Below are 16,401 nucleotides of genomic sequence, written 5' to 3'. Positions count from 1 at the left end.
AGCCATAGGCTGACAAGGGTTTGCGCCCCTGGAGGGCACTCTGCGGCAAGGTATCAATGCGTATCGAGCGCCTTCAATCCCCTGCCGATGAGGAAGGTCTCTGCCGATTTATCGCGCGACGCCTTGGGCTTGAGCGGCTTCACGACGCGGAAATTGGCCTTGAACATCTTGACCAGGTCGTCGTAGCCGCTGCCGTGGAATACCTTGGCCACAAGCGCCCCTTCGGGCTTCATGTGGTTCTGGGCGAAGTCGATGGCCAGCTCGATCAGGTGCGCCACCCGGGCGGCGTCGGCCGAATGGATGCCCGACAGGTTGGGTGCCATGTCGGACACCACCAGGTCGGCCTTGCGGCCGGCCAGTACCGCCAGGAGCTGCTCCAGCATTGCGTCTTCGCGGAAGTCGCCCTGCAGGAAGGTCACGCCTTCGATGGGCTCCATCGGCAGCAGGTCGAGCGAAACGATGGTGCCGTTGAGGTCGCCGGCCGCCGCCCCGCCCGGCGACATGCGCCGCCGCAGGTACTGGCTCCAGGCCCCCGGGGTCGAGCCGAGGTCGACCACGAGCTGGCCGGGCTTGACCAGCCCGAGCGACTCGTCGATTTCCTTGAGCTTGTAAGCCGCGCGGGCACGGTAGCCCTCTCTGGTCGCGAGCTTCACGTAGGGGTCGTTGATGTGGTCGTGAAGCCACGCCTTGTTGACTTTTTTGCTTTTGGCTTTGGTGCTCATGAGGGTGTTCGTGTACGCGTCGATAATACGGGGATGCCCGCCATTCAACTTACCCCTGCCGAGCGCAAGGTGCACCGCGCCGAAGCTCACCACCTGGATCCGATCGTCATGGTCGGTGGAGACGGGCTCACCCCTGCCGTAAAAAAAGAGGCCGACGCGGCCCTGAAGGCCCACGGCCTGATCAAGGTGCGCGTCTTCTCCGACGACCGCCTCGCCCGCGACGCCATGCTGCAAGAGCTCGCCGACGAACTCGACGCCGCCCCGATCCAGCACATCGGCAAGCTGCTCGTGCTGTGGCGTCCGAAGCCCGAAAAAGAGCGTGTGGTCGACGAAGACCGCATGCCCGGCCCGCGCGACGTGAAGATCGTCAAGTACAGCAAGCGCGGCGGCCAACGCCCTGAAATCAAGACCCTGCGCGTGCTCGGCAACCAGCGGCTCACCCCTGGCGGCACCATCAAGCGCGCCAAGGCCAAGCGTCCGCTGTCGGCCAAGAAGCGCAACCAGGCGGACTGAGCTTGGTGGCAGCCCAAGGCGCCCAGCGCCATATCCTCTGCATGAAGTGGGGCACCAAGTACGGCCCCGAGTACGTCAACCGGCTCTACGCCATGGTGCGCCGCCACCTCAGCGGCGACTTCAAGTTCGTCTGCCTGACCGACGACGGCAACGGCATCCGCCCCGAAGTGACGTGCCTGCCCATTCCGCCGCTCAACCTCCAACTGGCCCCGGGCCAGCGCGACGGCGCCTGGAAGAAGCTCACCACCTTCGAGCAGGACCTGCACGGCCTGCGCGGCACCGCCCTCTTCCTGGACGTCGACGTGGTGATCGTCGGCAGCCTGGACGCCTTCTTCGAGCAGCCCGGCGAGTTCCTGATCATTCACGACTACGCCCGCCCCTGGCGGCGCGAGCGGATCACGGGCAATTCATCGGTCTACCGCTTCGAGTTGGGCGCCCATGCCGACGTGCTGGCGTACTTTCGCGCCAACATGGACAAGGTCCAGGCCGAATACCGCAACGAGCAGGCCTACCTGTCGGACGTGCTGCACAAGCAGGGCAAGCTTGCCTACTGGCCGGCGGCCTGGTGCCCGAGCTTCAAGTACCACGGCATCCCGACCTGGCCGACCAACTACTGGGAAGAGCCCTTCGTGCCCGAAGGCGCCCGTGTGATGGTGTTCCACGGCGAGTGCAACCCGCCCGATGCGCTGGCGGGACGGCGCAACCGCGCCTTCCGCTACATCCGGCCGGCGAGCTGGGTCGCCAAGCACTGGAAAGAGTAATTGAGCCGGAGGCCGCGGCGACATCACCTGTCGCTGCTGCCGCCCCGGTTCAGCGTGGCGCCCGGGCGGCGGCGCCCATGCGCCACAGCAGCGTGCCAACGCACACCCACTGAACAAAGTACATGCCGGTGCCCACGGCATGCCACAGCTTGAGGTTGTCGCGCGCCACGATGCGCGGCGCCACGGCGTACTGCTGCAGCAGCGCCAGGAGCAACGCCCCCAGCACCAGGAAGATGGCCGTCAGCGCGGGCCCGGTCATGCCCTCGTCGGCCTTCTGGCGGAAATGGATCAGCAGGATCAGCCCGCAGCCGATGGCAATCCAGCTTTGCGCCTCGAACAGCTGGGCGGCGAAATTGCCCGCCACCGCCGGATTGCCGAGCTTCGCGAACAGCATCGGCACGACCAGAAAGCCGATCGTGGTGAGGCTGCCCCACCAGAGGGCCGCCAGCATCAGCGCGACGCGGTCTTTCATCCGATTCAGAGGTAGCGGACCGCCACGATCTCGTAGCGCTTGAGGCCGCCCGGCGCCTGCACTTCGGCCGTATCGCCCTCTTCCTTGCCGATGAGCGCGCGCGCGATCGGGCTGGAAATGTTGATGAGGCCGAGCTTCAGGTCAGCTTCGTCTTCGCCGACGATCTGGTACTTGACGGCTTCGCCCGACTCTTCTTCCTCGAGATCGACGGTCGAGCCGAACACCACCTTGCCGCCGGCATCGAGCTCGCTCGGGTCGATGATCTGCGCGGCCGAGAGCTTGCCCTCGACTTCCTGGATGCGGCCTTCGATGAAGCCCTGGCGGTCCTTGGCGACTTCGTATTCGGCGTTTTCGCTCAGGTCGCCCTGGGCGCGCGCTTCGGAAATGGCGTTGATGACCCAGGGACGGTCGACCGTCTTGAGCTGGTGCAGTTCGGCGCGCAGCTTTTCAGCGCCGCGCTTGGTGATGGGAATGGTGGCCATGTTTGGTTCTCCATAAAGCGAAACCGCCGAACGATGCCGTTCGGCGGTCGATTGGGGGGACAGATCAGACGAGATTGCGTCCGGTCAGCCGGCTCAGGATGGCGAGCGGGCTCGAATCTGGATTGTATTGCTTCGATGCGGCCAGATGAAGGGTCTGCTCGAGCATGTACTGGCCCGCCATCACGGCGTGCGAGGTCTGGTCCGAGAAGCACACCCACACCGAACCCGGCGGGAACTCGGCCTTCTCCTGCGGCGAGTTTTCCTGGTACGCCATGTCCGACTTCATGCCGTCGTGCAGCTGCAGCATCAGGTGGTCGTACTCGCTGCGGAACGACTTGGTGACGTGCAGCGCCTGCAGCAGCTTGGCCTGCCAGCGCGCATAGGGCTTGGCCCGCGGCAGGAAACGCTTGGCGATGTCCTCGAAAGGCTCGCCCACGCGCCACACGCGCGGCGCGCCGTCGGGGTTGACGTTGGTGAACACGCGCAGGATGCGTTCGCCGTAGTTGGGCCGCGACGGAAACGCATCGACGTGCAGGCGCCGGTCGTCGGCGCGCCACGACTGCACGCGCGTCTCGACCTGGGCCGGCCGGTAGCTGGTCGGCGCGAGGCGCAAGGCCGACGTGTAGTGCGGCAGCAGCCCGTGAATGAGCTGCTGCGCCTGCGTACGAAAACGCTTCACCATCGCCGCCGTGGCGCGCTGCACCGCCTCGTCGCCCACAGCGCCCTTGAGCTTGCCGTGGGCATCGAGGCTGATGTTGCGCACGTCGGGCGACAGCAGGCTGGGCGTCAGCAGGCTGCGCTCTTCAGGCCGCAGCTCGAAGCCCAGCCGCGGGAAGTACAGCACCTTGCCGGCTTCCAGCTCCGCGATCCACGCCTCGTTGGGCGTGGCCGCGCTCCAGTCCGTCAGGCCCAGTTCGACCAGCTGCGTTTCCATGATGGCGGTGCCCGGTCAGGCAGCGGCCAGCTGCGCGTGCATCTCCTGCACCGAGATCACGCCCAGCTCGTCCATGAAGCCCATGCCTTCGACCGCGGCTTCGGCGCCGAAGATCGTGGTGAAGGTGGTCACGCGCGCCAGCAGTGCCGAGGTGCGGATCTGGCGCGAGTCGGTGATCGCGTTGCGGCGCTCTTCCACCGTGTTGATGACCAAGGCAATCTCGTTGTTCTTGATCATGTCCACGATGTGCGGACGGCCTTCAGTCACCTTGTTGACCGTCACGCAGGCAATGCCGGCGGCGCTGATGGCCGCGGCGGTGCCCTTGGTGGCGACCAGTTCGAAGCCCAGCTTGGCCAGGCCACGTGCCACCTCGACGGCACGTGCCTTGTCGTTGTTCTTCACCGAGATGAAGGCCTTGCCCGACTTCGGCAGCAACGTGCCCGCGCCCAGCTGCGACTTCACGAAGGCTTCGCCGAAGGTCTTGCCCACGCCCATCACTTCACCGGTCGACTTCATCTCGGGGCCGAGGATGGTGTCCACGCCCGGGAACTTGACGAACGGGAACACGGCTTCCTTCACGCTGAAGTACGGCGGCGTCACTTCCTTGGTCACGCCTTGCGACGCGAGCGACTGGCCGGCCATGCAGCGTGCCGCCACCTTGGCGAGCTGGATGCCCGTGGCCTTGCTCACGTAAGGCACGGTGCGCGACGCACGCGGGTTCACTTCGAGCACGTAGATAACGTCCTTGCCATCCTTCTGCTGGATCGCGAACTGCACGTTCATCAGGCCGACCACGTTCAGCGCCTTGGCCATCGCGGCGCTCTGGCGCTTCAGTTCGGCGATGGTGTCGGCGTTCAGGCTGTAAGGCGGGAGCGAGCAGGCGGAGTCGCCCGAGTGCACGCCGGCCTGTTCGATGTGCTCCATCACGCCACCGATCAGCGTGCCGCCTTCGGCGTCGCGGATGCAGTCGACGTCGCATTCCACGGCGTCGTTCAGGAAGCGGTCGAGCAGCACCGGCGAGTCGTTGCTCACCTTGACCGCTTCACGCATGTAGCGCTCGAGGTCGCGCTGCTCGTGCACGATTTCCATCGCACGACCGCCAAGCACGTAGCTCGGGCGCACCACCAGCGGATAGCCCAGGGCCGCAGCCTTTTCGAGCGCTTCGGGCTCGGTGCGCGCGGTGGCGTTCGGCGGCTGGCGCAGGCCCAGCTCGTGCAGCAGCTTCTGGAAGCGCTCACGGTCTTCGGCTGCGTCGATCATGTCGGGCGAGGTGCCGATGATCGGCACGCCGTTGGCTTCGAGGTCGAGCGCGAGCTTCAACGGCGTCTGGCCGCCGTACTGCACGATCACGCCGAGCGGCTTTTCCTTGTCGACGATTTCGAGCACGTCTTCGAGCGTGAGCGGCTCGAAGTACAGGCGGTCGGAGGTGTCGTAGTCGGTCGACACGGTCTCGGGGTTGCAGTTGACCATGATGGTCTCGTAGCCGTCCTCGCGCATGGCGAGCGCGGCGTGCACGCAGCAGTAGTCGAACTCGATGCCCTGGCCGATGCGGTTGGGACCGCCGCCGAGCACCATGATCTTCTTCTTGTCGGTCGGCTCGGCCTCGCACTCGTCCTCATAGGTCGAGTACATGTAGGCGGTGTTGGTCGCGAACTCGGCCGCGCAGGTGTCCACGCGCTTGTAGACCGGGCGCACGCCCAGGGCGCGGCGCTTTTCGCGCACGGCCGTGTCGGTGGTCTTCAGTTGCTTGGCGAGGCGACGGTCGGAGAAGCCCTTCTTCTTGAGCGCGAGCAGCGTGTCCTTGTCGATGTCGTCGAGCGACTTGGTTTCCAGCTCGAGCTCGATCTTCACGATCTCTTCGATCTGCACCAGGAACCACGGATCGATCTTGGTCAGCGCGAACACTTCGTCCACGCTCAGGCCCATGGCGAAGGCATCGCCCACGTACCAGATGCGCTCGGGACCGGGCTCGCCCAGTTCCTTCTCGAGCACTTCGCGGTCCTGCGTCTTCTCGTTCAGGCCGTCGACGCCCACTTCGAGGCCGCGCAAGGCCTTTTGGAACGACTCCTGGAAGGTGCGGCCCATGGCCATCACCTCGCCCACCGACTTCATCTGCGTGGTGAGACGCGAGTCGGCCTGCGGGAATTTCTCGAAAGCGAAACGCGGGATCTTGGTGACCACGTAGTCGATCGACGGTTCGAACGACGCAGGCGTCGCACCACCGGTGATTTCGTTGCGCAGCTCGTCGAGCGTGTAGCCCACGGCCAGCTTGGCCGCGACCTTGGCGATCGGGAAACCCGTGGCCTTGGAGGCCAGTGCCGACGAACGCGACACGCGCGGGTTCATCTCGATGACGACCATGCGGCCGTCCTTCGGGTTGATGGAGAACTGGACGTTCGAGCCGCCGGTATCGACGCCGATCTCGCGCAGCACGGCCAGCGAGGCGTTACGCAGGATCTGGTATTCCTTGTCGCTCAACGTCTGCGCCGGTGCCACAGTGATCGAGTCGCCGGTGTGCACGCCCATCGGGTCGAGGTTTTCGATCGAGCAGACGATGATGCAGTTGTCGGCCTTGTCGCGCACGACTTCCATCTCGTACTCTTTCCAGCCGAGCAGCGATTCTTCGATCAGCAGCTCGTTGGTGGGCGAGGCTTCGATGCCGCGCTTGCAGATGGTCTCGAATTCGTCCGGGTTGTAGGCGATGCCGCCGCCGGTGCCGCCGAGCGTGAAGCTGGGGCGGATCACGGTCGGGAAGCCGAGCGTCTTCTGCACGGCCCACGCTTCGTCCATCGTGTGAGCAATGCCCGAGCGCGCCGAACCGAGACCGATCTTGGTCATCGCGTCCTTGAACTTCAGGCGGTCTTCGGCCTTGTCGATGGCTTCAGGCGTGGCGCCGATGAGTTCGACCGGCTTGTTGGTGGCCGCGCCCGTGTACTTGTCGAGCACGCCGTTGCGCCAGAGGTCGAGTGCGCAGTTCAGCGCGGTCTGGCCGCCCATGGTCGGCAGGATCGCGTCAGGACGTTCCTTGGCGATGATCTTCTCGACCGTCTGCCAAGTGATCGGCTCGATGTAGGTGACGTCGGCTGTGGCCGGGTCGGTCATGATCGTCGCGGGGTTGCTGTTGATCAGGATGACCTTGTAGCCCTCTTCGCGCAGGGCCTTGCAGGCCTGCACGCCGGAGTAGTCGAACTCGCAGGCCTGGCCGATGATGATCGGGCCGGCGCCGATGATGAGGATCGATTTGAGGTCTGTGCGCTTAGGCATTCTCTTTCTCCGTCTTTTCCGTCTTGTTCTTTTCCATGAGTGCCGTGAAGCGATCGAACAAATAGCCGATGTCATGCGGGCCCGGCGAGGCTTCCGGGTGGCCCTGGAAGCAGAACGCGGGCTTGTCGGTGCGTGCCAGGCCCTGCAGCGTGTTGTCGAACAGGCTGATGTGGGTGGGACGCAGGTTGGCCGGCAGCGACTTCTCGTCGACTGCGAAGCCGTGGTTCTGGCTGGTGATGCTCACGCGGCCGTTGTCGAGGTCTTTCACCGGATGGTTCGCGCCGTGGTGGCCGAACTTCATCTTGAAGGTCTTGGCGCCCGAAGCGAGCGCCATGATCTGGTGGCCCAGGCAAATGCCGAAGGTGGGGATACCGGTCTCGATCAGTTCCTTGACGGCGCTGATGGCGTAGTCGCAAGGCTCCGGGTCGCCGGGGCCGTTGGCCAGGAAGATGCCATCGGGTTTGAGCTTGAGCACGTCGGCCGCAGGCGTCTGCGCCGGCACCACCGTGATGCGCGCGCCACGCTGCGCGATCATGCGCAGGATGTTCTTCTTGACGCCGTAATCGAAGGCGACGACGTGGAACTTGGGCGTGATCTGCACGCCGTAGCCCGCGCCGAGCTTCCACTCGGTTTCGGTCCATTCGTAGGTCTGCGTGACCGAGACCACCTTGGCCAGGTCGAGGCCCGACATGCTCGGCACAGCCTTGGCGGCGGCGATGGCCTTGTCGATGAGCGCCTGCGTCACGGCTTCGCCCGCGGCCAGACCCAGGATGCAGCCGTTCTGCGCGCCGTGGGTGCGCAGATGGCGCGTGAGCTTGCGGGTGTCGATGTTCGCGATGGCCACCGTGTGGCCGGACACGAGGTACTCGGTCAGCGTGGCGGTCTTGCGGAAGTTGGACGCGACGAGGGGTAGGTCCTTGATGATCAGGCCTGCGGCATGGATCTTGTCGGCTTCGATGTCCTCGCCGTTGACGCCGTAGTTGCCAATGTGCGGATACGTCAGGGTGACGATCTGCTGGCAGTAGCTCGGGTCGGTGAGGATTTCCTGGTAACCGGTCATCGAGGTGTTGAACACCACTTCACCGGTCGTGGAGCCGGCGGCTCCGATCGAGTTGCCGAGAAAGACCGTGCCGTCTGCGAGCGCCAGGATGGCGGGCGGGAAACTTCCCTTGAGAGACAAAAGCACTGGGTTCTCCGGATGGTTACGGTCGCCCGGAGCCCCAGGCGCGTTGCCTGCGGACTGTTGCTTAAGGGGATTTTGGCGTTGAAGGCGGCCGGGCGACGCTGATTTGCGAGTAAGCCCCCGATTGTAGCTCGGACTGGGTGTGTTATTTGGCCTGTAGGGCCGCTCCGCTTGCGTGCAGGCAGATGGCGGCGGCGGCCGCCACGTTGAGCGACTCTTCACCGCCCGGCTGCGCGATGCGGATGTGGTGGCTGGCCCGGGCCTCCAGCGCGGCCGAAACGCCCTGCCCTTCATGGCCCATCAGCCAGGCGCAGGGGTGCGGCAATTCGGCCTTGTGCAGCCAGTCGCCGCGGTGCGAACTGGTGGCCACCAGCGGCACCCGGAGTACGTCGAGCGCGTCGATGTCCACGCCTTCGACCAACCTAAGGCCGAAGTGAGCCCCCATGCCGGCACGCAGCACCTTCGGCGCCCACAGCGCCGCCGTGCCCTTGAGCGCGATCACCTGGGTGAAGCCGAAAGCCGCCGCGCTGCGCAAGATGGAACCGGCATTGCCAGCGTCCTGCAGGCGGTCGAGCACCACAGTCGGGGCGTCAGGCAGGATTTCGGGCCGCGCGGGCAGGTCGAGGACGAACCCCATCGGCGCAGGCGACTCCAGGCCGCTGGCCGCGCGCAACAGGTCGTCAGCGACGACTACCGTTTTAAGAGCACTTTGTACCCATTCAGCGGGCGCCGAAGGCCAGAACGCCTCTGAAAACACGGCCACGGCCGGCTTCACGCCACGGGCCAGCGCCGCACGGCACAGGTGATCGCCCTCCAGCCAGAGCCGGCCCAGCTTGCGATAGGCGCCCGGGTCCTGTGCAAGCTTGCGCAGGTCCTTGAGCAAAGGGTTGTCGCGCGAGCTGATGTGGCTCGGGCCGGTGTCGGTGGTCATGGCAGGCTCAGGGGGCGGCGCGCGGACCGAGGCGTGCGCCGTGGTTTTCGGCGGCACCGATCACAAGGGCCGCTGGCACCTCGCCGGTCACGACGGCGGTGCCCGAAGTCGCGGCGGCCGTGCGCGCCAGCGCCGCTGCCACTGGGCTGAAGGAGCGGCGGTGGTGCACGCAGGCGCCGTGATGCTGAAGCGCCTCAAGGTGCTCGCGCGTGCCGTAGCCCTTGTGGCCGGCAAAGCCGTAGTGCGGAAATTCGTCGTGCAACTGCGTGCAGAGCCGGTCGCGGTGCACCTTGGCCAGGATGGAAGCGGCCGAGATCGCCTTGACCCGCGCATCGCCCTTGACGATGGCCTCGGCCAGTACGTCGAGCCGGGGCAGCCGGTTGCCGTCCACCAGCACCTTGACGGGCTTGAGCCGCAGACCCTCGACCGCGCGACGCATCGCGAGCATCGTGGCCTGCAGGATGTTGAGGCTGTCGATCTCCTCGACCGAGGCCTGAGCAATGGAGCAGCACAGCGCCTTGGCAAGAATCTGGTCGTGCAGGCGTTCGCGCTGCAGCGCCGTGAGCGTCTTGGAGTCGGCCAGGCCGCGAATCGGCCGCAGGTCGTCCAGGATCACGGCCGCAGCCACGACCGGGCCGGCCAGGGGCCCGCGTCCGGCTTCGTCGACGCCCGCCATCAGGCCCGGCGCGTCCCACACGAGCGGGACCTGTTCAGCCTTCAAGAACTTTCTGGATCGCATCGGCGCAGAGTGTGGGCGTGTCGCGCTGCAATTGCACATGCAGCGCTGAAAATCTTTGTTGCAGCGCCTGCGTCTTCGCGGGCGCGTCCAGCCATTCGAGCGTGGCGTTTGCCAGTGCCTCGGGCGAAGCGGCTTCCTGCAGCAGCTCGGGCACCACGAACTCGCGGCACAGGATGTTCGGCAGTCCGACCCAGGGCTGCAGCTGCTTGCGCTGCATCAGACGCCACGAGAGGCCATTCATGTTGTAGGCAATGACCATCGGCCGCTTGAACAGCGCGGCCTCGAGCGTGGCCGTGCCGCTGGCGATCAGCGTGACATCGCAGGCGGCGAGCGCAGCATGCGACTGCCCGTGGAGCAGCGCCACCCGCCCTGCCATGCCGGCAGCCTGCAGCAGACCTTCGACCTCGGCGCGCAGCCCCGGCAGGATCGGCGCGATGAGCTGCAGCTTTGGCTTGGCCTTCAGCATCAACGCCGCAGCGGCGAAGAAACGGGCCGCGAGGTAGCGGATTTCGGAGCGGCGGCTGCCGGGCAGCAGCGCAACAACCTGCGCCTCGGGGTCCAGCCCCAGCGCGGCGCGGGCGGCGGCGCGGTCGGGCGTCATCGGGATCACGTTGGCAACCGGGTGGCCGACGTAGCTTGCGGCGACGCCCTGCTTTTCGAGCAGCTCGGGCTCGAACGGGAAGATGCACAGCACGTGGTCCGCAGCAGCGCGGATCTTGTCGATGCGGTCGGCGCGCCAGGCCCAGATCGAGGGGCAGACGAAATGAACGGTCTTGATGCCCTCGCGGCGCAGGCCGGCTTCGAGGTCGAGGTTGAAATCGGGCGCATCCACGCCGATGAACAGCTCGGGGCGCTCGCGCAGCAGCCGGGCCTTGAGCTGACGACGGATGCCGGCGATTTCGGCGTAGTGCCGCAAGACCTCGATGTAGCCGCGCACCGCGAGTTTTTCCTGCGGCCACCAGCTCTGGAAACCGTGCGCCAACATGCGCGGACCACCGATGCCGGCGGTCTGCAGCGCAGGCCAGCGGGCTTCAAGGCCGTCAAGCAGCAGGCCCGCGAGCAGATCGCCGGACGCTTCGCCCGCGACCAGCGCGAAGCGGCGCTGTTCGTTCGTGCTCATCGCGCCCATGTCAGCGCGCGATGCCGCGCGTTGAATGGGCGAGAAAGGCCTCCATCAGCGCAACATCGCCGGCGGCCTCGGGCATTTCCACTGCGAGCGCGGCCATGCCGGCGCGTGCCTCTTCGAGCGTCTTGCCCTGGCGGTACAGCAGGCGGTGCATCTGCTTGACCGCCGCGAGCCGCTGCGCCGAGAAATCGCGCCGGCGCAGGCCCACGACGTTGAAGCCGCGAACCGCCAACGGATTGCCGTCGACCAGCATGAACGGCGGCACGTCCTGCGAGACCGCGCTGGCAAAGCCGACCATGGCGTGCGCGCCGATCGACACGAACTGGTGGATGCCGGTCAGGCCGCCAATGGTGACCCAGTCGGCCAGGTGCACATGGCCGGCCAGCGTCGTCTGGTTGGCCAACGTGGTGTGGTTGTCGACATGGCAATCGTGCGCAATGTGCGTGTACGCCATGATCCAGTTGTCGTTGCCCACGCTGGTCACCCCCCCCGCCCCGGGCACGCCGAGGTTGAAGGTGCAGAACTCGCGGATCACGTTGCGGTCACCGATGGTGAGCTCGGTCGGCTCGCCCGCGTACTTCTTGTCCTGGGGGATCGCACCGAGCGACGAGAACTGGAAGATCCTGTTGTCGCGACCGATGGTGGTGCGCCCCTCGATCACGCAGTGCGGACCGATGGTGGTGCCCGCGCCGATCCGCACGTGCGGGCCGATCACGGTGTAGGGGCCGACCGACACCGAGGCGTCGAGCTGGGCCTTCGGGTCGACGATCGCTGTCGAATGAACCTGGGTCATGCCTTGCAGGAGACGATGCGCCGGATCAGCTGTTGATCTGGCGCATGGCGCACATCAGCGAGGCTTCGCACGCCAACTCGCTGCCCACGAGCGCACGGCCCTTGAACTTCGAGATGCCGGCCTTCATGCGCTCGATCTCGACCTCCAGCGTGAGCTGGTCGCCCGGCTCCACGGGGCGCTTGAAGCGCGCGCCGTCGATGGCCGCAAAGTAGTAGACCGTGTTGTCGTCGGGCACGATGTCCATCGAGCGGAACGACAGCAGCGCCGCAGCCTGCGCCATGGCTTCGAGCATCAGCACGCCTGGCATCACGGGGCGATGCGGGAAGTGGCCGTTGAAGAACGGTTCGTTCATCGTCACGTTCTTGAGCGCCGTGATGCGCTTGCCCTTTTCCATGCTCAGCACCCGGTCCACCAGCAGAAACGGGTAGCGATGCGGCAGCAACTTGAGAATTTGGTGGATATCGAGCGTCGTGTCCGTCATGGTGTTCTTTTCCTGCATCGTCGTCATTGTTTCGAGGGGGCTTTTTCCAGCGCCTTCAGTCGTTCGCGCAGGCCGTGCAACTGCTTGAGCGTTGCCGCATTCTTTTCCCAGTTTGCATTGTCATCGATCGGAAACATGCCGGTGTACTGGCCGGGCTTGCGGATGGAGCGCGTCACCACGGTCGCAGCCGACACGTGCACGCCGTCGGCCACCGTGAGGTGACCCAGCACGATGGCGCCGCCGCCGAAGGTGCAATTCGCACCGATGGTCGCGCTGCCGGCCACGCCGACGCAACCCGCCATGGCGGTGTGCTTGCCGACGCGCACGTTGTGGCCGATCTGAATCAGGTTGTCGAGCTTCACGCCGTCTTCGATGACGGTGTCGTCGAGCGCGCCGCGGTCGATGCAGGTGTTGGCGCCGATCTCGACGTCGTTGCCGATGCGCACCGCACCCAGCTGCTCGATCTTGACCCAGGCGCCCTGGTGTGGCGCGAGGCCGAAGCCGTCGGCCCCGATCACCACGCCGGGGTGCAACAGGCAGCGCTCGCCGATGCTGCAGTCTTCGCTGACTGTGACGCGCGACTTCAGCACCGTGCCCGCACCGATGCGCGCACCCCGTTCCACCACGCACAACGCGCCGATGCGCGCGGTAGCGTCGACCTGGGCTTCGGCGTGGATCACGGCGGACGGATGAATGCGGTCGGCGTCCGGGCGCGCGTGGTGCGCTTTCCAGAGTTGCGTCAGACGCGCAAAGTAGTAGTACGGGTCGGGCGTGACGATGTAGGCGCCACGCGCCGCGGCCGCCTCGCGCATGGCGGGCGACACAATCACACAGGCCGCCTTGGAGGCGGCCAGTTCCTGCTGGTATTTGGGATGGCTCAGGAAACTGAGCGCATCGGGCTGTGCATTCTGAAGCGGCGCGAGCCGCTCGATGGACAGCGTGCCATCTCCATGAAGCTCGCCCCCGAGGGCGTCAACGATGGCTCCGAGCTGCAGCGACACGCCGGTTCGCGGCGTTACTTGCCGGCCGCAGGCGCAGAGGAGCCGACCGACGCGTTCAGCGCCTTGATCACCTTGTCGGTGATGTCGTGCTTCGGGTTGATGTAGATCGCTTCCTGGAGGATGGCGTCGTACTTCTCGGTTTCGGCGACCTGCTTGACCACGCGGTTGGCGCGCTCATAGACCTGCTGGAGCTCTTCGTTCTTGCGCGCGTTCAGGTCTTCCTGGAACTCGCGGCGCTTGCGCTGGAAGTCACGGTCCTGGTCGACCAGCGAGCGCTGGCGCGAGACGCGCTGGCTTTCGGACAGGGTCGGTGCCTCGCGCTCGAACTTCTCCGAGGCCGTCTTGAGCGCTTCGCCCTGCCCGGTCAGGTCCTTTTCGCGCTTGAGGAACTCGGCCTCGAGCTTGGCTTGCGCGGCCTTGGCCGGCTGCGCTTCACGCAGCACGCGGTCGGGGTTCACGAAACCGATGCGAAAGCTCTCCTGGGCCTGCGCGGGCGCAGCCACCAGGGCAAAAGCGGGAATCAGGAACGCGCCGGCTGCGGCACGAATCAATTGCTTCATTTAGAAAGACGTTCCGATCTGGAATTGGAGGCGCTGAATTCTATCCTTCGGGATCACGACGAACCCGGTGCTCGGGTCTGTCACTTCCTTCTGGGACTTGACGGGGAAGGCGTATGCCAGGCGCAGCGGGCCCAGCGGCGAGATCCAGCTGATGCCGAGGCCGACCGAGGCGCGCAGCTTCTTCTGGGCTTTCCACTGCTCGTCCGTCACGTTGGGCGCGCGGGAACCGAACACGTTGCCGACGTCGAAGAAGCCGTACAGGCGCAGCGTGCGGTCGTTGCCGGCGCCGGGGAACGGCGTGCTCAGCTCGGCGTTGAAGATGGCCTTCTTGGTGCCGCCCAGCGCGGCGCCTTCAGTCTGGCCGAACAGCGGCTGGTCGCGCGGGCCCAGCGAGTTCTGCTCGAAGCCGCGGATCGAACCCAGGCCGCCGGCGTAGAAGTTCTTGAAGATCGGGTACGTCTTGCCGCCAAACGCCTTGGCATAGCCGACTTCGCCGTTGATGGCGAAGGTGTACTGCTTATTGATCGCGAAGAACTGCTGGTACTGGTAGCTGGTCTTGAGGTACTTCATGTCCCCACCCACGCCCAGCTCGAGGTTGGCACGCTGCAGGCGGCCGGTGGTCGGGACCAGCGCGCTGTCGCGGCTGTCACGGCCCCAGCCCACCGTCAGCGGGACGCCCCAGACGCTCTTCTGGTCGCAACCCGTGACGAAAAAGCCGGACGCGTCCCGCTTGCAATCGAAGTAGTTGAGGTACGACTGCGGCGTGGTGATGCCGGCAAGCGCCGAGCGGTTCGGGTCGAACGCGTAGCGCTCCAGGCCGACGCCGAAGAAGACGGTGTCGAGTTCGCTGAACGGCACGCCGAAACGGATCGATGCGCCCTGGTTCACCAGCTTGTAGTCGCCGTCTTCATTGGTGGAGTACGGACGCGTCGTCGTGTGATAGACGCTGATGGTGCGCGAGATGCCGTCCTTCGTGAAGTACGGATCGGTGGTGGTCAGCGACAGCGTGCGGTTGTACTTGCTGGTGTTGACCTGCACGCCCAGGAAATTACCCGAGCCGAACACGTTCTCTTGCGAGATGCCAAAGGTCAGCGCGACCTTTTCAGCGCTCGAGTAGCCGGCGCCGAGTTGCAGCGTGCCGGTGGGCTTCTCGGCCACGTTGACGGTCAGATCAACCTGGTCGGGCGAGCCGGGCACTTCCTGGGTTTCGACGTTCACTTCGGTGAAGAAGCCCAGGCGGTCCACGCGGTCGCGCGAGATCTTGATCTTGTCGCCGTCGTACCAGGAAGCTTCGAACTGGCGGAACTCGCGGCGGATCACTTCGTCGCGGGTCTTGTTGTTGCCGCCGACCGACACGCGACGCACGTAGACGCGGCGTGCGGGCTCGGCCTGCAGCGTCAGCGTGACGCGGTTGTTCACGCGGTCGATGTCCGGACGCGCCTGCACGCGGGCGAAGGCGTAGCCGAAAGTGCCGAAGTAGTCGCTGAAAGCCTTGGTGGTCTCGGTGACCTGCTCGCCGTTGTAGGGCTCACCGGGCTTGATGGTGATGAGCGACTTGAACTCGTCGTCGCGGCCCAGGTAGTTGCCGTCGAGCTTGATGCCCGCCACCACGAACTTCTCGCCTTCGGTGATGTTGACCGTGACGCTCAGGTCCTTGCGGTCCGGCGAAATGGCGACCTGGGTCGAATCGATGCGGAACTCGAGGTAGCCGCGCGTGATGTAGTACGAACGCAGGGTTTCGAGGTCGGCGTTGAGCTTGGCGCGCGAGTACTGGTTCGACTTGGTGTACCAGCTCATGAAGCCGCCGCTGTCCTGGTCGAACAGGCTCAGCAGCGTCGATTCGCTGAAGGCCTTGTTGCCGACCACATGCACTTCGCGGATGCGGGCGGATTCGCCTTCGGTCACGGTGAACGTGAGGTTCACACGGTTGCGCTCGATGGGCGTGACGGTGGTCACGACGCTCGCGTTGTAGAGGCTGCGGCTCACGTACTGGCGCTTGAGCTCCTGCTCGGCACGGTCGGCCAGCGCCTTGTCGTACGGGCGGCCGTCGGCCAGACCAATTTCACGCAGCGCCTTCTGCAGCGCCGCCTTGTCGAATTCCTTGGCGCCGACGAAGTCGACGTCGGCGACGGTGGGCCGCTCTTCGACGATCACCACCAGCACGTTGCCGTTGACGTCGATGCGGACGTCCTTGAACAACCCCAGGTCGAACAGCGCGCGGATCGCGGCCGAGCCGCGTTCGTCGCTGTAGGTGTCGCCCACACGCAAGGGCAGCGACCCGAAGATCGTGCCGGCCTCGACGCGTTGCAAGCCTTCGACGCGGATATCGCGCACCGTGAAAGGCTCGACGGCCCAAGCGGCCGTGGCCGCCAGCGTGCTGGCCACCACCGCGGCAACGCTACGCAGGCGAAAGCGACTGAAGTTTGTGTTCATCTGTGA

The 16,401-nt window shown here is 65.7% G+C and carries 16 protein-coding genes; 2 read left to right on the top strand and 14 right to left on the bottom strand.

Going from position 1 to position 16,401, the window contains the following annotated elements:
- Positions 1 to 53: 53 nt before the first annotated feature.
- Positions 54 to 722, bottom strand: a complete 669-nt coding sequence (locus tag CY658_RS26565) for an RlmE family RNA methyltransferase (protein WP_101493031.1) — start codon at positions 720 to 722, stop codon at positions 54 to 56.
- Between the two features lie 33 nt (positions 723 to 755).
- On the opposite strand from CY658_RS26565, the gene CY658_RS26560 reads away from it, so the two are divergent.
- Entirely contained in the window at positions 756 to 1,235 is a 480-nt protein-coding gene (locus CY658_RS26560) for a YhbY family RNA-binding protein (protein WP_099796820.1), read from the top strand.
- 2 nt (positions 1,236 to 1,237) lie between these two features.
- Entirely contained in the window at positions 1,238 to 1,996 is a 759-nt protein-coding gene (locus CY658_RS26555; RefSeq protein ID WP_070060536.1) for a glycosyltransferase, read from the top strand.
- 49 nt (positions 1,997 to 2,045) lie between these two features.
- Here CY658_RS26555 and CY658_RS26550 read toward each other — a convergent pair whose 3' ends face one another.
- From CY658_RS26550 to bamA, 13 genes are all read right to left on the bottom strand, one after another.
- Complete coding sequence (locus CY658_RS26550) at positions 2,046 to 2,468, bottom strand: DUF4149 domain-containing protein (RefSeq protein WP_101493030.1); 423 nt, start codon at positions 2,466 to 2,468, stop codon at positions 2,046 to 2,048.
- Between the two features lie 5 nt (positions 2,469 to 2,473).
- Complete coding sequence (greA, locus tag CY658_RS26545) at positions 2,474 to 2,950, bottom strand: transcription elongation factor GreA (RefSeq protein WP_101493029.1); 477 nt, start codon at positions 2,948 to 2,950, stop codon at positions 2,474 to 2,476.
- Positions 2,951 to 3,014: 64 nt separating this feature from the next.
- Positions 3,015 to 3,884: a Kdo hydroxylase family protein gene (locus tag CY658_RS26540; RefSeq protein WP_101493028.1), complete on the bottom strand. Its 870-nt coding sequence runs from the start codon at positions 3,882 to 3,884 to the stop codon at positions 3,015 to 3,017.
- 15 nt (positions 3,885 to 3,899) lie between these two features.
- A complete protein-coding gene (gene carB / locus CY658_RS26535) occupies positions 3,900 to 7,148 on the bottom strand; it encodes a carbamoyl-phosphate synthase large subunit (RefSeq protein WP_101493027.1) in 3,249 nt (1,082 codons plus the stop codon).
- The gene (gene carA, locus CY658_RS26530) at positions 7,141 to 8,334 is read right to left on the bottom strand and encodes a glutamine-hydrolyzing carbamoyl-phosphate synthase small subunit (protein WP_101493026.1); all 1,194 of its coding nucleotides are present in this window, start codon (positions 8,332 to 8,334) and stop codon (positions 7,141 to 7,143) included. The genes carB and carA overlap by 8 nt, the downstream gene beginning before the upstream one ends.
- A 142-nt stretch (positions 8,335 to 8,476) precedes the next feature.
- Positions 8,477 to 9,262 (bottom strand): TrmH family RNA methyltransferase, encoded by a 786-nt coding sequence (locus CY658_RS26525; RefSeq protein ID WP_101493025.1) that lies wholly within the window; start codon positions 9,260 to 9,262, stop codon positions 8,477 to 8,479.
- Positions 9,263 to 9,269: 7 nt separating this feature from the next.
- Positions 9,270 to 10,001: a ribonuclease HII gene (rnhB, locus tag CY658_RS26520; protein ID WP_257884999.1), complete on the bottom strand. Its 732-nt coding sequence runs from the start codon at positions 9,999 to 10,001 to the stop codon at positions 9,270 to 9,272.
- Positions 9,973 to 11,121: a lipid-A-disaccharide synthase gene (lpxB, locus tag CY658_RS26515; RefSeq protein WP_101493098.1), complete on the bottom strand. Its 1,149-nt coding sequence runs from the start codon at positions 11,119 to 11,121 to the stop codon at positions 9,973 to 9,975. The genes rnhB and lpxB overlap by 29 nt, the downstream gene beginning before the upstream one ends.
- A 10-nt stretch (positions 11,122 to 11,131) precedes the next feature.
- On the bottom strand, positions 11,132 to 11,920 hold the full coding sequence (gene lpxA, locus CY658_RS26510) for an acyl-ACP--UDP-N-acetylglucosamine O-acyltransferase (RefSeq protein ID WP_101493024.1): 789 nt from the start codon (positions 11,918 to 11,920) through the stop codon (positions 11,132 to 11,134).
- A gap of 25 nt (positions 11,921 to 11,945) precedes the next feature.
- Positions 11,946 to 12,401 (bottom strand): 3-hydroxyacyl-ACP dehydratase FabZ, encoded by a 456-nt coding sequence (gene fabZ / locus CY658_RS26505; RefSeq protein WP_101493097.1) that lies wholly within the window; start codon positions 12,399 to 12,401, stop codon positions 11,946 to 11,948.
- A 23-nt stretch (positions 12,402 to 12,424) separates the two neighbouring features.
- The gene (gene lpxD / locus CY658_RS26500; protein WP_101493023.1) at positions 12,425 to 13,402 is read right to left on the bottom strand and encodes a UDP-3-O-(3-hydroxymyristoyl)glucosamine N-acyltransferase; all 978 of its coding nucleotides are present in this window, start codon (positions 13,400 to 13,402) and stop codon (positions 12,425 to 12,427) included.
- 14 nt (positions 13,403 to 13,416) lie between these two features.
- A complete protein-coding gene (locus CY658_RS26495) occupies positions 13,417 to 13,962 on the bottom strand; it encodes an OmpH family outer membrane protein (RefSeq protein WP_101493022.1) in 546 nt (181 codons plus the stop codon).
- A complete protein-coding gene (gene bamA / locus CY658_RS26490; RefSeq protein WP_101493021.1) occupies positions 13,963 to 16,395 on the bottom strand; it encodes an outer membrane protein assembly factor BamA in 2,433 nt (810 codons plus the stop codon).
- Positions 16,396 to 16,401: the final 6 nt, after the last annotated feature.

The sequence above is a fragment of the Variovorax sp. RO1 genome (genome assembly GCF_002849325.1).
Classification (GTDB): Bacteria; Pseudomonadota; Gammaproteobacteria; order Burkholderiales; family Burkholderiaceae_C; genus Variovorax.
The sequence above is the reverse complement of the archived record's forward strand: the minus strand, read 5'-3'. Positions and strand labels throughout refer to the sequence as shown.

Bases quoted from the DNA above. Each gene is read 5' to 3' on its own strand.
- CY658_RS26565 (WP_101493031.1), bottom strand. From the start codon at position 722: ATGAGCACCAAAGCCAAAAGCAAAAAAGTCAACAAGGCGTGGCTTCAC.
- CY658_RS26560 (WP_099796820.1), top strand. From the start codon at position 756: ATGCCCGCCATTCAACTTACCCCTGCCGAGCGCAAGGTGCACCGCGCC.
- CY658_RS26550 (WP_101493030.1), bottom strand. From the start codon at position 2,468: ATGAAAGACCGCGTCGCGCTGATGCTGGCGGCCCTCTGGTGGGGCAGC.
- greA (WP_101493029.1), bottom strand. From the start codon at position 2,950: ATGGCCACCATTCCCATCACCAAGCGCGGCGCTGAAAAGCTGCGCGCC.
- CY658_RS26540 (WP_101493028.1), bottom strand. From the start codon at position 3,884: ATGGAAACGCAGCTGGTCGAACTGGGCCTGACGGACTGGAGCGCGGCC.
- carB (WP_101493027.1), bottom strand. From the start codon at position 7,148: ATGCCTAAGCGCACAGACCTCAAATCGATCCTCATCATCGGCGCCGGC.
- CY658_RS26525 (WP_101493025.1), bottom strand. From the start codon at position 9,262: ATGACCACCGACACCGGCCCGAGCCACATCAGCTCGCGCGACAACCCT.
- rnhB (WP_257884999.1), bottom strand. From the start codon at position 10,001: ATGCGATCCAGAAAGTTCTTGAAGGCTGAACAGGTCCCGCTCGTGTGG.
- lpxB (WP_101493098.1), bottom strand. From the start codon at position 11,121: ATGAGCACGAACGAACAGCGCCGCTTCGCGCTGGTCGCGGGCGAAGCG.
- lpxA (WP_101493024.1), bottom strand. From the start codon at position 11,920: ATGACCCAGGTTCATTCGACAGCGATCGTCGACCCGAAGGCCCAGCTC.
- fabZ (WP_101493097.1), bottom strand. From the start codon at position 12,401: ATGACGGACACGACGCTCGATATCCACCAAATTCTCAAGTTGCTGCCG.
- CY658_RS26495 (WP_101493022.1), bottom strand. From the start codon at position 13,962: ATGAAGCAATTGATTCGTGCCGCAGCCGGCGCGTTCCTGATTCCCGCT.
- bamA (WP_101493021.1), bottom strand. From the start codon at position 16,395: ATGAACACAAACTTCAGTCGCTTTCGCCTGCGTAGCGTTGCCGCGGTG.